The following is a 13,896-nucleotide window of genomic DNA, read 5'->3' as shown; positions in this document are numbered from 1 at the left end:
CTCGCACCTCAGGGGGCGGAGGGGCCGCGCTCGGCGATCTCCTTGATGGCGGCCAGGGTGGCCGGGATACCGGAAAGCGCGGCCTCGCGGCGCTGTTCGAGTTGCCGCGATGCGTCGTCGCCGAAGCGTTCGGCGAACAGGTCGAACCCCGCGGGCTGCACGGCCCACGACTCGGTCAGCGTCGTCCCGTCGCCGTCGGGTGCGATCGTGTACGACCACCGCACCGCGTTCTCGTTGACCATCCACGAGAACTCGCGGGGCTCGTCGGCGGCGACGACCCGGGAACGGGTTTCCCACACTCGCTCGGGGGTCTCGTTGCGGCCGTGGAAGTAGGCGCCGACCTCGGGGCCGGTCGCCGGTTCCGCCCACCAGCACGCCTTGCAGATCAGACTCCACTCACCGGTGCGACCGATGTCGGTCACAAGGTCCCACACCTGCTGGGGTGTGACGTCGATGTGGATGGACTCGGAGTGGGTGAATCGAGCATCACGGTCGGTGTCACTGATCGTCATGGGTCCCTTCCTGCGGTCGCGTACCACCATCCTAGGGACGATGACGCTCGGCAGCGTTGGCCCGATAGCGGGATGGGCTGACTCCGAACGTGCGGCTGAACGCGCGGCTGAAGTGCGACGCATCGCGGAACCCGACCTGCGCGCAGATGTCGGCGACACAGAGATCGGTCTGCGCGAGAAGCGCGCGGGCCCGGTCGAGCCGTCGGGCGTACAGCCAGGCCCGAGGCGTCGTGCCGGTGGTGCTGAACAGCTTGTGGACGTATCGCATCGACATCCCGACCTCGGCGGCCACCAGCGCGATGGTGTGGTCGGGATCGTGCAGGTGATCGGCCATCGCGTTCTGGACCGCGCGGAGGTCGGCGGCATGTATCCGGTCGGTCGCGGTGCGGTGTGAGATCTGCTCGGTCACCGCGCCGGCGACCATGTCCAACACCGCGCTCGCCACCGTGCCGGACGACGACACGGAGATTCCTTGGACCTGGGCCGCGACGTCGACGAGGAAGCTCGACACGAGTCGTCCGATACCGGAATCGACCGCGATGGCCCGGCCCGTCGCGTCGTCGATGACGTCGTACGTCGCCCGCGCGGCCAGTTGTCCACGAGGCGCACGCACAACGATCTGCTCGAACTCGGTGGCGCCGCTGACGACGAAAGGTGCTGTGGCGTCGATGATCCCGAAGGCGCCGTGTTGCAACAGTCCGGTGTGTTCGCCCTGCGAGATCGTGGCGGCGCCCTGGGTGATGAGGCACAGCAGATAGTCGTCGGCCGGATCGGATTCGATCATCGCAGGCGTGCGGACGACGGTGTGCGGATCGGCGCGGACCACGCTCACCGAGAGGCTTCCGACGGGGCGCGCGACGATCTGAGCGGTGAACGGGCGACGGTCCTGGGGCCAGTCGATGTCCATCTCGCAGAAGGTGGCGTCGAGCGCCTCCGCCCACCGGACTCGACCCTCGGCGCTCGCGAGTTCGCGGGTGCTGAGTTCCACGGATCCCGCTGTGCACGCGGAGTCATCCATCGGTGCATTCGCAGTCATTCTCTCCCCTCACCTCCACCCATAGTGTTCCAGATCACAAGACATTGCCACGGTGGCCGGCGGCATGACCGAACGAACCGGCTCCCGACAACCGATATCCGGAACGACAACGGAGAGTCACCATGACCGCAGTCCAGCCCTCGCACGAGGTCACCCCGAAGTTCGTCGAAGAGATCACGATGGCCGAACTCGAGGCCGATCCGTACCCGTTCTACGAGCGGCTGCGGAAGGAGGCGCCGGTGGCGTTCGTGCCCTCCCTCGGGATGTACATCGTCTCGACCCGCGAGCTGTGCATGCAGATCGCGAAGGATTCGGACAACTGGCCTGCGGTGATCTCCCCGGCGGGCGGCCGCACGTTCGGTCACGGGGCGCTGCTCAACACGAACGGTCCCGAGCATCGCGATCTGCGCGACATGGTCGAGCCGCATCTGCAGCCGTCGGCCGTCGACAACTACATCGACGACCTGGTCCGGCCGTACGCCCGCGAACTGCTCGAGCGGATCGAGGACAACGGCTCGGCCGACATCGTCGCCGAGTACTGCGAACCGGTCAGTGTCCGGGCCCTCGGCGATCTGCTCGGCCTGAGCGACGTGAGCACCGACAAGCTGCGGGAGTGGTTCCACAAGCTCAGCGTCTCGTTCACGAATTCCGCGATGACGCCCGACGGCGAGTTCGCCAACCCCGACGGCTTCGTCCCCGGCGACGAGGCAAAGGCCGAGATCATCGCGCACGTCGACCCCAAGATCGACGAGTGGATCGTCAACCCCGACCACAGCGCGATCTCGCATTGGCTGCACGATGGGATGCCCGAGGGGCAGACGCGCAGCCGCGACGTCATCTACCCCAACCTCTACGTGTTCCTGCTCGGCGCGATGCAGGAGCCGGGTCATGCGATGGCCACCACACTGGCCGGCCTGTTCAGCCGGCCGGATCAGCTGGAGCGGGTCGTCGACGACCCGGGCCTCATCCCGCGGGCGGTCGGTGAGGGCATGCGGTGGGTCGCCCCGATCTGGTCGGCGGCCGCGAAGATCGCCACCGACGAGGTCGTGGTCGGTGGAGTGACGATCCCGCAGAACTCCGTGGTGATGCTGTCCTACGGTTCGGCGAATCAGGATGAGAATGCCTACGACGCCCCGACCGCGTACGACCTCGACCGCGCGGTGATCCCGAACATGACCTTCGGCGGTGGTGTCCACGCCTGCGCCGGAACCTATTTCGCGAACAACGTGGTCCGTATCGCGCTCGAGGAGCTTTTGGAGACGATCCCCAACATCGAGCGCGACACCGACCACGAGGTCGACTTCTGGGGCTGGGGTTTCCGTGGCCCCAAGGAACTCCATGTCAAGTGGGAGGTCTGAGGCGTGAACACCACACATCGGGTTCGTATCCAGGGCTCGGACACGCCGCTCGACGTGGCCGCCGATCAGTCGGTCCTCGATGCGGTGCTGCGCGCCGGGGAGTGGCTGCCGCACTCCTGCACCCAGGGGACCTGCGGTACCTGCAAGCTCCGAGTGCTCGACGGCGAAGTGGCGCACAATGACTCACCCGACTACACGCTGACGCCGGCCGAACGGTGTGCCGGGTTGGCGCTGGGTTGCATGGCCACGCCGTGCTCGGACCTGGTCGTCGAACCGCTGGGCGCCGCAGTCGACGACGGAGGGCCCCGACATCCGCTGCGCGACCACGACGGCACCGTCGTCGTCCTGGACGACATCGCCACCGACACGCGCCGGCTCGTCGTCGAACTGGACGAGCCGATGACGTTCAACGCGGGCCAGTATGCGGAGCTGGTGATCCCCGGTACCGGTGTGGGGCGTCAGTACTCGATGGCCAACCCGCCGTCGGAGTCGAAGCTCCTGGAGTTCCACGTCAAGCGCACCGTCGGTGGAAGAGCAACGGAGGGTTGGATCTTTGGTTCGCTGACGGTGGGGGAGCGGGTAGAACTCCGCGGACCGCTCGGCCAGTTCCACCTCGTCCGCGAGCAGGCCGAGCCGGCGATCCTCATCGGCGGCGGTACCGGACTCGCCCCCCTGAAGTCCATCACCCGCCACGTGCTGGACCACGGCCTGGTACCCGAGCTGTACCTGTACCACGGTGGCCGACGACGGGACGACCTCTACGACGTCGAGTTCTTCCGCGAACTCGAGGCCGGGTACGACAACTTCCACTACCGGCCGGCCCTCAGCGAGGAGCAGTGGGACGGCGCCACCGGGATGGTCACCGACGTCGTCGTCGAGGACTTCCGCAGCTGTAAAGGGCTGAGCGCCTATCTCTGTGGCCCGCCGGCCATGATCGAGGCCGGCGTCCGGGCGCTGAAACGTCGCCGGATGGCGCCCCGTCTCATCTTCCGTGAGGAATTCACCGTGGCGGCCCCCGTGGCGACCACCGCGGCATCGTGACATCTCGATCGAATCCGAAAGGCAAGTCATGTACCGACTCACCGTGATCTACGGACATCCGCTCGACCCGGAGGCCTTCGACCGGCACTACGAGAACGAGCATGCCGAACTGGTCCGCCGTATACCCGGACTGCGCCGGTTCGCCGCGGGCAAGTGCGACTCCCTCGACGGCACCGAGCCCGCCTCGTACTCGGTGGCCGAGCTGTACTTCGACTCGAAAGACGCACTTGCCCAGGCCCTCGGATCGCCTGAGGGGCAGGCCGCGGCCGGCGATGTCGCCAACTTCGCCACCGGTGGGGCGACCCTGCTGTTCAGCGACGAGTCGACGGTGGGGCCCTGACGTGGCCGCGCTGCAGACCGTCCAGAAAATCGGCCCGGTCCTGGATCTGTTCACCGTCGAACGTCCCGAGTGGGGTGTGTCGGAGGTCGCCGGCGAACTGGGCGTCCCCCGGTCGAGCGCGCACGCGCTGCTGGCCTCGCTGGTCGACATCGGCCTGCTGCAGTGTCGCGCCCGCGGCCGCTACCGTATCGGCTGGCGCGTCGTCGAACTGAACCAGGCGCTGCAGGGCACGGTCGACGTCAAGTCCTGTGCTGCCCCGATCCTGCAGGCGCTCTCGGAGAAGTTCGGCGAGACAACCCATCTCGCCGTCATGGAACGCTATCGGGTGATCTACGTCGACAAGGTTTTGGGAAACCACGTCATCAACGTGTCCGGCGCCCGGATCGGCGCCCAGCTCGATGCGCATTGCAGCGCGGTCGGCAAAGTGCTCCTCGCGCACTGCGATCCGGCTCAGCTGGCTCGCAACCTGACCGACAAGCAGCTCCGGCGGTACACGTCCTCGACCCTGACCGACCCGGACGAACTGGCCGCGGAACTGAAGGGTGTGCTGCGCCGGGGCTGCGCCTTCGACCTGGCCGAAGCGGTTCCCGACGTGCATTGCGTCGCGGCGCCGATCCGCGACGAGATGGGGGTCGTCGTGGCGGCGATGTCGATCACCGCGCCCGCGACGAGATTCATCCCGGCACAACACGAATTCCGGCGTGCGGTGATCGCGGCCGCCGCCGACGCGTCCCGCGCGCTGAACTCCTCGTCCGGCGACGTGTCCACGCCCATCCGTCTGCCCGAGCGCGAGGTCTCCGTCCTGCACGCGGTCGCGGGATGACCCCGCGGTCACCGTTCCTCAGCCCAGAAAGATCATGCCTTCCATGACCGACCATGCCGACCTCGTGCGCGACGCCGCCGATGCGTTGCTCGACGCCTATCGAGACCACGCCCCGATCGAACCCCTGGCCGGGCGGTTCGCGGACCACCCGCTGTCGACCGCCTATGAGATCGCCCTCGCCCAGGTTCAGGACTGGGAGAAGCAGGGTGACGTGGTGAAAGGGCACAAGGTGGGGCTGGCCTCCCGTGCCATCCAACGGCAGATGGGTGTCGACCAGCCGGACTTCGGGCACCTCACGGCGAGCATGTTCCACCTCGAGCACGCCCCGATCCCGGCGGGCACGTTCATCCAACCGCGCATCGAGCCGGAGGTCGCCTTCGTCCTCGCGAGGCCACTACGCGGACCGGGGGTCACGGTCGCCGAGGCGGCCGCGGCCGTCGACTTCGTGCTCCCCGCACTGGAGATCGTGGACTCCCGCATCCGCGACTGGAAGATCGGCATCTTCGACACCATCGCCGACAACGCGTCATCGGGCGGGGTCATCCTGGGCGGGCGGCCGGTGCCGCTCGTCGACGTCGACCTGCGGATGGCCGGCTGCAACCTGCACGTGAACGGCGAACTCGTCCACACCGGCGCCGGTGGCGCGGTGCTCGGATCGCCGATCAACGCCCTGGTCTGGCTGGCCAACACGGTCGGGCCCCTCGGCGTCACCCTCGAACCCGGCCATGTGGTGCTGCCCGGCTCGATGACCGCGGCGGTGCCGGTCGGGCCGGGGGACACCGTGGTCGCCACCATCGCCGGCGTCGGCAGCGTCACCGCGGTGCTGGGCGCGTGAGTGCTCGTGTTCTCGAATCATCAGGAGAAGAAGTGACAGACAACGGAATCGACGACTGGAGTGCGGTTCGGGTGGCCGGCTCGTTGCTCGCCGCGGAGCGCTCGCGGACGGCGCGAACCTCCATCCAGCACGAGTGGCCGGGGCTGAGCCTCGACGTCGCCTACGCCGCCCAGGACATCGCGCTCGCCGACCGCCGCTCGCGCGGGGAGACCGTGACCGGGATCAAGCTGGGCCTGACCTCGCGGGCCAAGCAGAAGCAGATGGGCGTCGACGAGCCCTCGGTCGCGTGGCTGACCGATGCCATGGTGCTGCCCGCCGGCTTGCCGGTCCCACGTGAGCGCCTGATCCATCCGCGCGCCGAACCGGAGATCGCCTTCGTGCTCGGGCGTTCCCTGGCCGGTCCCGGTGTCACCGCGGCCATGGCACTCGCCGCGGTCGATCATGCGATGGCCGCGATCGAGATCATCGACAGTCGCTACTCGGGATTCAAGTTCACCCTCGCGGATGCGGTGGCCGACAACAACTCCTCCGGCGTCTACGTGACCGGTCCGGTCATCCGCGATGTCGCGGACGTGGACTTCGGACTCGAGGCGTGCCTGCTCGAGGTCGACGGTGACATCGTCGCCACCGCGACGGGATCAGCAGTGCTCGGACATCCCGCGGAGGCATTGGCATTCGCGGCCAACACCTTCGGTGCGCGGGGCATCACCCTGGAGGCGGGGTGGGTCGTCCTCACCGGGGGTATGACGGACGCTGTGCCGGTGGAGCCGGGTAGCCGGGTCGCGGCTCACTTCACCACGCTCGGTTCGATCACGGTCGCGGGAGGGTGAGATGCCGTTCATCGACGTGACCATCGCCCAGGGGCGTTCGCCCGACGAGGTGCGCGCACTCATGCGCGAGCTGACGGCGGCCGCCCATCGTGCGATCGGCGCCCCGGTCGCGAACATCCGCGTCTGTGTCCGCGAGGTCCCGCCCACCCACTGGTCGGCGGGCGACGTCACCGTCGCCGAGCGTCAGGCGACGATCTCGGAATCGTGAGGTGCGGGAGGTCTTCTCGCGCTCTCTCCGCCGCCTGCCCCGAGAGAAGCGATTCTCTCTGCTCCTGGATCTGGAAGAAGCGACCTGAAGTGCTTCCTGAGGTGCGAGGAGCGCAAGCGACGGGTGTCTCCCGCTCCCTGAGGGTGCGGGGAGCGCAACCGACGAGCCTCGAAGGGTCTGCCGAACCCCTCCACCGACTGATGAACCTCACCTGGACCGATGGACTTCGATCGAAGTTCATCGGTCGAGTTCGAGTTCATCGGTCGGAGCCGGATGCGTTGTAGTGACTCTCTGGACTGGCGGACGAAGTGCCTCCTACCTCCGGTAGTGACCCGTCTCCAAGCAGGCCGATGCTCCCGTGTGACTGGTGGGGTTTCTGTCCACCACAGTCCACCACGGTTCACCGCTGGGGCGTGGGTGACATATATTGTAAGGCAGTGTTTTTCGATGATGGTCGGCTGTGGAGAAAGGTCGTCGTCGAACGTAATTGCGAGTACCTTGGTGTCATGGCTTCAATCACCGAACTACGCGACACCCTCGTCTCCCTGCCATCACCACCCGACGACGGGAGCGGTCGCGCCGTGTTCGAGCGTCTCGACGAACTGCGGGTCGTGCGCAACGTGCTCGACCATCAGATCGCCGTCCACATAGCGCTTCTCGACGCCTACGGTGCGGCTGCGCGCGCAGGGTCGACCACCCGGTCGTGGCTGATCGAGATGGGAATGCCCCCGGCGGTCGCCTGCCGTGGTGTGCGGATCGCCGGCGGGCTGGCGTCGTTGCCGAAACTCGCTGATTGTGCCGCTGACGGGTATCTGTCTGCCGAGTGCGTGGATGCGGTGGTCCGCGGTATCGCCTCCATCGACAAACGTTCACCCGCTGGGCTTTCCGACGACGACCGCCAGGTGTTCGAGACCAAACTGCTCACCCAGGTGTTCTCCGGCGCCACACCCGCTGAGATCAACGACCACGCCCGGAGTATGGCAGTCCGGGTCGCAGCCACTGACCCGGACGCGGTCGCGGCGGGTGATGACGCGTCGTTGAACTCTGTGCACGCCCGGGTGACCGAGGAAGGCAGGGTCGCGATCACCGCAGATGTGACCGCGGTGATCGGCGAGAAATTCTTGTCGATGATCGACGAACGCTCGTGCCCGCGTCCCGAACCCGACGGGGCCGAGGATCGGCGCAGTGTCGGGGAGCGTCGCGCCGAAGGGCTGGAGCTACTGCTCGATCAAGCGGCGATCGGTGCGGCGATGACCGCCGCCGGCGCACCCCGCACCCAGGTGTTGGTGACGATCCCCGCTGATGGCGCTGATCCGGCGCGGTTGCCGTGGGTGGGGGCGGTGACGGAGTCGACAGCCCGGCGACTGTCGTGTGACGGCGGGGTCGCTGAGATCGTCCTCGACGCCGAAGGGGTGCCGTTGCAGATGGGCACCACGAAACGATTGTTCCCACATCATCTGCGGCAAGCCATCATCGTTCGCGACCAGTGCTGTGTGAAATGTGGTGCCCCCGCGGCGCATACCCAAGTCCACCACCTCGTGCACTGGGCCGATGGCGGGCCGACCGATCTGGACAACGGGTGCCTGCTGTGCCAGCGCTGTCATACCCAGGTGCATCACCACGGGTGGCAAGTGGTGATGGGTCCCGACCGGCACCCGTGGTTGACCCCGCCGGTCGACATCGACCCCCGTCGCCTACCCCGACCGGCCTACAACCGGCGCACCATGCGACTTGACGACGCCCTCGTTTAGTCGCCCCCAAGACAAACCCCAGACCCTCCGGCGCCGACCCGACGCCACTCGACCTTTGACAACTCCACAGTGTGACACGCGCCATGACCACCGAGATCATGTGGCGAAAGACGGTAGATAGCACGAAGATTCGCTCCAGATCTCGGCAGGCGCGGTTGACGGTCCTTCGAGGATCGTCGCTTGCGCTCCTCGCACCTCAGGGTCCAGTGGGTGTGTGGTTTTTTCGGACTGGGGAGCAGGGGCTCGCCACGTGCACCTCGAGGACCAGCAGTTTCGCGGCTCTGTCGGTTCAGGGAGCAGTAGGGTGGGCAGCGCGCAACGAGATCTCGCTTGTCCGAACGTCACTCGCGGGTACGCCACCGATGCCCCAGTTCTCCGGCGACACCTCCACGATTCGGCCACGGACTGCGGACCGGTCGACCCCGAGGTGCTCGACGAGCAGGTCGGTGAAGGCCGCGAGCAGCTCCGAACGCTGGCGGGCAGGCCGGCCGGCGAGCACGATCGCGGTGAAGTACGGTGCGATCGCGCCGCCGTCGGCGACGAGCTGCCCGCCGACGGCGAGGTCGGTCGGGTCGTACTGCACGACGAAGGTGCGTACCCGCTCGGTCGGTGAGTCGAGAATGCGGGAGTAGGCCGCACTCGCGGCGGTCAACAGCGCGGCGCGCTGCTCGGTGGACGCGCTGCCGATGGGGATGTGGAAGTGTGCAACCGGCACGTCGGCTCCGTTCGAAAGTGCCCGCGTCCGTTCCGGACCCGGCTATTGGATACCGTGGCGGGTTCCGCCGTCGGCGTTGAGGACGCTGCCGTGCAGCACGGCGGCCTGGGGCTCGAGCAATATCTCGACGAGCCAGGCGATCTCGTCCAGCGTCGGCAGGCGGCCCAGCGAGGTCTTGGCCGTGTACCTGTCCCAGATCTCCTGCGCCGCAGCACCGGTCTCGCGCGATTCGGTGTCGACGAAGGCGCGGAGCCGAGGGGTGTCGATCGGCCCGGGCGCAATGGTGTGCACGGTGACTCCTCGGGGTCCGTACAACGCACCGATCTGTCGCATCAGATTGAACAGTGCGGCGTTGGCCGTACCCGGGCCCGCGTCGAGGGGGCCCGGCTCGAGTCCGAGTGAACCCGCGATCGCGACGAACCGCGAACCGTCGGCGAGGTGGTCGCGGACCGCTCGCAGCAGCCGGACGGTTCCGGCCACCTTGATGTTGGCGGCGGTGGCCAGCAGCGACGGTTCGATCGCGTCGGCGGAGCCGCGGACCGGGAGACCGGCCGCGAACACCGCGAGTCGTACGGGCCCGTCGAGGCAGGCGCGGATCGCGTCCACGGACCAGTCCTCGGCGATGTCGGCGGCGCACGGGACGATCAGTTCGTCTGTCGCCGCCAGCTGTTCGAGTTCCTCGGCACGGCGCCCCACCGCGAGAACCCTCATCCCGCGCGCCACCAGGCGTCGCGTGAACACGGTTCCCATCGCGCCGGTCGCGCCGACGACCACGCATGTCTCGGCTGTGGACACGGGCCCTACTTCCGGATGCGCAGGGTCACCGCGCGGGGTTCGGTGAAGAACTCGCGGGAGTACTGGCCACCCTCGCGGCCCAGGCCGCTGATGCCCTCACCGCCGAAGGGCAGCCGGAGATCGCGCTCGAAGAACGTGTTGATCCAGACCGTGCCGGCCTTCCAGCGTGCGGCCATCCGATGCGCCCGGTCGAGATTCTGCGTGAACAGGATGCCCGCCAAGCCGTAAGGGGAATCGTTGGTGATGCGCAGGGCTTCCTCCTCGGTGTCGAAACCCAGAACCGTCTCGATCGGACCGAAGATCTCCTCTCGTGCCGTGCGGGAGTCGTTGGTCAGACCAGTGATGACGGTCGGCGGATAGTAGAAGCCGCCTGCCCGGTCCGGATCCGTGAGACGCTCACCACCGGTGATGATCTTGCCGCCTTCGTCCTGCGCGAGTTCGACGTAGCTGTGCACCTTGTCGAGGTGTCGCTGCTCGATGAGCGGGCCCATGAACGTCGCGGAGTCCTTGGGATCTCCGACCACGAGTTTCCGAGCTTCCTCGGCGAAGCGATCCACGAACTCCTCCCGGATCGAGTTCTGCACCAGCAGACGCGAACCCGACAGGCAGACCTGTCCGTTGCCGCCGAAGATGGCCCGGAGCGACATGGGTACGGCGACGTCGAGATCGGCGTCGGCGAACACGATGTTGGCTGATTTGCCACCCATCTCGGCCGAGACCGGCGTGTGGTTCGCCGCGGCCGCCTGCAAGATCTTCACACCGGTGGCGCTCGATCCGGTGAAGGTGATGCGGTCGACGCGTGGATCGGAGGTCAGCGGTCCGGCGACGGCCTCACCCCCGAAACCGTGCACGACGTTGAGCACACCGGGCGGCAGGCCCGCCTCGAGTGCGATCTGCGCGAAGCGGTTGGCGGTCAACGGTGTCTGTGGTGCCGGTTTGAGGACCACGGTGTTGCCGAAGGCCAGAGCAGGCGCGATCTTCCATGTCGCCAGCATCAGCGGCGCGTTCCACGGACTGATCGCCGACACGACCCCGGCGGGCGGATAGAGGACGTAGGACAGCAGGTCGCCGTCCGGGTAGGCCTCGTTCGCGGCCATCGAGACGTAGTCGGCGAAGAAGCGCAGATTGTGGGCCACCCGCGGGATCTCGGCGTGCAACGACTGAGTGATCGTCTTGCCGCCGTCACGTGTTTCGAGCTGTGCCAGCTCCTCCCGGTGCTCGTCGACGGCGTCGGCGACCGCATGCAGGATCGCCGCGCGTTCCTTGGGCGACATCTGCGGCCACGGCCCGTCGTCGAAAGCGGCGCGGGCAGAATCGATCGCCGCGACGCCGTCGTCGGCGGTACCGCGCGCCACCCGGGCGAGCAACGCGCCGTCGTGCGGGTCGCGTGACTCGAACGTCGCGCCGTCCGAGGCCGTGCGCCACTCGTCCCCGATGAGGTGTCGAATCTCGGCGGTGTTCTGATCGGTACCGGAAAGGGTCATTGCGTCACACCTCCGCCGCGACCGGCGTCTCGTAGGTGCGGCCCGCCAGTTCGGAGGCCACATCGATGATCATGTCTTCCTGGCCGCCGATCACGCCGCGCCGGCCGAGTTCGAGCAGGATGTCCCGGGCGGGGACGCCGAACTTCTTCGCGGCGCGCTTGGTGGGGTGGAAGAACGTGGAATACACACCCGCGTAACCGAGCAGGAGCGCGGTCTCGTCGACGATCTGCGGCTCGGTCATCAGCGGGGCCACGACGTTCTCGGCGGTGTCGATCAGCGGGTACAGCTCGACGCCGGTGTCCCATCCCGCGCGTTCGAATGCTGCGGCGAGGACCTCGGTCTGGGCGTTGCCTGCACTCGCGCCCAGTCCACGCAGCGAGCCGTCGATGTAGGTGGCGCCGTTCTCCGCCGCGGTGAGCGCGTTGGCGATCCCGACACCGAGGTTGTTGTGTGCGTGGAAGCCGATGTCCGCGGAGATCGCCTCGCGCAGTGCCGCGACCCGCTCGCCGGCCTGCTGCGGGACGAGCGCACCTGCGGAGTCGACGACGTACACGACGTCGGCGCCGTAGGAGTCGAGCTTCGCTGCCTGCTCGGCGAGTGCGTCGGGTTCGAGTTTGTGGCTCATCATGAGGAATGTCATGACCTCAAGCCCGTTCTCCTTGGCCCACTCGACGGGTTGCTGGCCGCAGTCTGCCTCGGTGCAGTGGACGGCGACGCGGACCGTCGAGATGCCGGCGTCCACCGCCGCCTGCAGCTCGTTCAGGGTCGCGATACCCGGCACGTAGAGGACCGCGATGTCGGCGTTGTCCACCGCGTCGACGGCGGCGCGCACGTATTCGGGGTCGGTGGCCGCGGCGAAGCCGTACTGGACCGACGACGCGCCGAGGCCGATGCCATGTGCCACCTCGATCGTCGGGACGCCTGCCCGGTCGAGGCCGGAAGCGATGTCGGCGACGTCGCGCGTGGTGAACCGGTGCGAGACGCTCGACATGCCGTCACGCAGCGTCGTGTCGACGAGGGTGACCGAACGGGGCCCGTGGGCCGGGGACTGACTGGTCATCGCAGTGCTCCTGTCTGGAGTGTCGTTGTCACGGCCTTCTCCTGCGCCATCACCTCGGCGACCTGGACGGCGGCGGCGGTGATGATGTCGAGATTGCCTGCGTAGGTGGGCAAGAAGTCGCCCGCTCCGACGACCTCGAGCATCACGGTCACGAGATCACCGTCGACGTCGACGAGTTTGAGGGTGTAACCGGGGACGTAGCGCTGGACCTCGGTGACGATGTCGACCACGGCGCGTTCGATGGCCGCGGGATCCGGGTTGCGCACTTTCGCATATACCGTGTCGCGCATGTTCATCGGCGGTTCGGCCGGGTTGATCACCGAGATCGCCTTGGCACGGTCCGCTCCCGCGACCTGTGCCAGTGCGCGCCCCGTCTTCTCGCTGAATTCACTGAGATTCTGCCGGGTGCCCGGGCCCGCGCTCGCCGACGCGATGGCCGCGACGATCTCACCGTAGGTGGCGTCGGCGGCCTGGTTGATCGCATAGAGGATCGGGATCGTGGCCTGCCCGGCGCAGCTCACCATGTTCACGTTGGGCGCGTTCACGTGTTCGCGGAGGTTGACCGCCGGGACGACGTAAGGGCCGACCGATGCGGGCGTCAGATCGATCGCGGTGATCCCCGCGTCGGCGTAGCGCGGAGCGACCGCGGCGTGCACCTTGGCCGACGTGGCCTCGAAGACGAGATCGGGAGGCGACGACTGCTGCAGCAACCGGTCCACGCCCTCGGCCGACGCCTCGAGTCCTTCCTCGCGCGCCCGGCTCAAACCCTCACTGGCGAAGTCGATCCCGACCATGTGGACCGGTTCGACGTACTCGGACCGCAGCAGTTTGTACATCAGGTCCGTCCCGATGTTGCCCGATCCCACAATGGCGGCGGTCAACCGGCTCATCGCATGTCTCCTTAGCTCGTCGCGCACGCTCGGTCTCCGATGCCGGCGGCGTGCTCGACTCCGAACGCTATGGAGCAGGGGCGGTCTGCGGGGCCGGGACCGGGCAGTCCGAATGCGGAGTCAATCGGCAGTGCCGTTGTTCGGATATCCCGAACGTCGGTGACGGCAGTCACATCTCGTCGCCATGCTGAGGCCCATCAGCCAGTAGCCACCGAGAT

15 protein-coding genes are annotated in these 13,896 nt (G+C 67.6%); 8 read left to right on the top strand and 7 right to left on the bottom strand.

Annotated elements, in window-relative coordinates; all coding sequences use genetic code 11:
* Positions 1-8: 8 nt before the first annotated feature.
* Entirely contained in the window at positions 9-512 is a 504-nt protein-coding gene (locus MAY35_RS01440) for an SRPBCC family protein (protein ID WP_238418841.1), read from the bottom strand.
* Positions 513-543: 31 nt separating this feature from the next.
* The gene (locus MAY35_RS01435; RefSeq protein ID WP_238418840.1) at positions 544-1,548 is read right to left on the bottom strand and encodes an AraC family transcriptional regulator; all 1,005 of its coding nucleotides are present in this window, start codon (positions 1,546-1,548) and stop codon (positions 544-546) included.
* A gap of 122 nt (positions 1,549-1,670) precedes the next feature.
* Between MAY35_RS01435 and MAY35_RS01430 the strand changes: the two genes are divergently transcribed.
* The 8 genes from MAY35_RS01430 (at position 1,671) to MAY35_RS01395 (ending at position 8,734) form a co-directional block, all read left to right on the top strand.
* Positions 1,671-2,906, top strand: a complete 1,236-nt coding sequence (locus MAY35_RS01430; protein WP_238418839.1) for a cytochrome P450 — start codon at positions 1,671-1,673, stop codon at positions 2,904-2,906.
* 3 nt (positions 2,907-2,909) lie between these two features.
* Entirely contained in the window at positions 2,910-3,947 is a 1,038-nt protein-coding gene (locus MAY35_RS01425) for an NADH:ubiquinone reductase (Na(+)-transporting) subunit F (RefSeq protein ID WP_374237906.1), read from the top strand.
* A gap of 28 nt (positions 3,948-3,975) precedes the next feature.
* Positions 3,976-4,287 (top strand): EthD family reductase, encoded by a 312-nt coding sequence (locus tag MAY35_RS01420; RefSeq protein WP_238418838.1) that lies wholly within the window; start codon positions 3,976-3,978, stop codon positions 4,285-4,287.
* 1 nt (position 4,288) lies between these two features.
* Positions 4,289-5,110, top strand: a complete 822-nt coding sequence (locus tag MAY35_RS01415; RefSeq protein ID WP_238418837.1) for an IclR family transcriptional regulator — start codon at positions 4,289-4,291, stop codon at positions 5,108-5,110.
* Between the two features lie 34 nt (positions 5,111-5,144).
* Positions 5,145-5,945 carry a 2-keto-4-pentenoate hydratase gene (locus MAY35_RS01410; RefSeq protein ID WP_373194575.1) on the top strand — a complete coding sequence of 267 codons (801 nt, stop codon included), beginning with the start codon at positions 5,145-5,147 and terminating at the stop codon, positions 5,943-5,945.
* Positions 5,946-5,977: 32 nt separating this feature from the next.
* Positions 5,978-6,775 carry a 2-keto-4-pentenoate hydratase gene (locus tag MAY35_RS01405; RefSeq protein ID WP_238418836.1) on the top strand — a complete coding sequence of 266 codons (798 nt, stop codon included), beginning with the start codon at positions 5,978-5,980 and terminating at the stop codon, positions 6,773-6,775.
* On the top strand, positions 6,699-6,983 hold the full coding sequence (locus MAY35_RS01400; protein ID WP_238418975.1) for a tautomerase family protein: 285 nt from the start codon (positions 6,699-6,701) through the stop codon (positions 6,981-6,983). The genes MAY35_RS01405 and MAY35_RS01400 overlap by 77 nt, the downstream gene beginning before the upstream one ends.
* Before the next feature lie 506 nt (positions 6,984-7,489).
* Complete coding sequence (locus MAY35_RS01395) at positions 7,490-8,734, top strand: HNH endonuclease signature motif containing protein (RefSeq protein ID WP_238418835.1); 1,245 nt, start codon at positions 7,490-7,492, stop codon at positions 8,732-8,734.
* Between the two features lie 289 nt (positions 8,735-9,023).
* Here MAY35_RS01395 and MAY35_RS01390 read toward each other — a convergent pair whose 3' ends face one another.
* From MAY35_RS01390 to MAY35_RS01370, 5 genes are read right to left on the bottom strand one after another with little or no spacing between them, the layout of a single operon-like run.
* The gene (locus tag MAY35_RS01390; protein ID WP_238418834.1) at positions 9,024-9,449 is read right to left on the bottom strand and encodes a tautomerase family protein; all 426 of its coding nucleotides are present in this window, start codon (positions 9,447-9,449) and stop codon (positions 9,024-9,026) included.
* Positions 9,450-9,491: 42 nt separating this feature from the next.
* Entirely contained in the window at positions 9,492-10,244 is a 753-nt protein-coding gene (locus MAY35_RS01385; protein ID WP_238418833.1) for an SDR family NAD(P)-dependent oxidoreductase, read from the bottom strand.
* A gap of 5 nt (positions 10,245-10,249) precedes the next feature.
* The gene (locus tag MAY35_RS01380; protein ID WP_238418832.1) at positions 10,250-11,728 is read right to left on the bottom strand and encodes an aldehyde dehydrogenase; all 1,479 of its coding nucleotides are present in this window, start codon (positions 11,726-11,728) and stop codon (positions 10,250-10,252) included.
* Positions 11,729-11,732: 4 nt separating this feature from the next.
* Positions 11,733-12,788 carry a 4-hydroxy-2-oxovalerate aldolase gene (gene dmpG, locus MAY35_RS01375; RefSeq protein WP_238418831.1) on the bottom strand — a complete coding sequence of 352 codons (1,056 nt, stop codon included), beginning with the start codon at positions 12,786-12,788 and terminating at the stop codon, positions 11,733-11,735.
* A complete protein-coding gene (locus MAY35_RS01370) occupies positions 12,785-13,678 on the bottom strand; it encodes an acetaldehyde dehydrogenase (acetylating) (RefSeq protein ID WP_238418830.1) in 894 nt (297 codons plus the stop codon). The genes dmpG and MAY35_RS01370 overlap by 4 nt, the downstream gene beginning before the upstream one ends.
* Positions 13,679-13,896 lie beyond the last annotated feature (218 nt).

Source organism: Gordonia sp. 'Campus' (assembly GCF_022206305.1).
Lineage (GTDB): Bacteria > Actinomycetota > Actinomycetes > Mycobacteriales > Mycobacteriaceae > Gordonia.
Note: the sequence above shows the minus strand (reverse complement) of the source record. Positions and strands in the feature narration are given on the sequence as shown.

Bases quoted from the DNA above. Each gene is read 5' to 3' on its own strand.
- MAY35_RS01410 (WP_373194575.1), top strand. From the start codon at position 5,145: ATGCCTTCCATGACCGACCATGCCGACCTCGTGCGCGACGCCGCCGAT.
- MAY35_RS01435 (WP_238418840.1), bottom strand. From the start codon at position 1,548: ATGACTGCGAATGCACCGATGGATGACTCCGCGTGCACAGCGGGATCC.
- MAY35_RS01420 (WP_238418838.1), top strand. From the start codon at position 3,976: ATGTACCGACTCACCGTGATCTACGGACATCCGCTCGACCCGGAGGCC.
- MAY35_RS01440 (WP_238418841.1), bottom strand. From the start codon at position 512: ATGACGATCAGTGACACCGACCGTGATGCTCGATTCACCCACTCCGAG.
- MAY35_RS01380 (WP_238418832.1), bottom strand. From the start codon at position 11,728: ATGACCCTTTCCGGTACCGATCAGAACACCGCCGAGATTCGACACCTC.
- MAY35_RS01395 (WP_238418835.1), top strand. From the start codon at position 7,490: ATGGCTTCAATCACCGAACTACGCGACACCCTCGTCTCCCTGCCATCA.
- dmpG (WP_238418831.1), bottom strand. From the start codon at position 12,788: ATGACCAGTCAGTCCCCGGCCCACGGGCCCCGTTCGGTCACCCTCGTC.
- MAY35_RS01370 (WP_238418830.1), bottom strand. From the start codon at position 13,678: ATGAGCCGGTTGACCGCCGCCATTGTGGGATCGGGCAACATCGGGACG.
- MAY35_RS01430 (WP_238418839.1), top strand. From the start codon at position 1,671: ATGACCGCAGTCCAGCCCTCGCACGAGGTCACCCCGAAGTTCGTCGAA.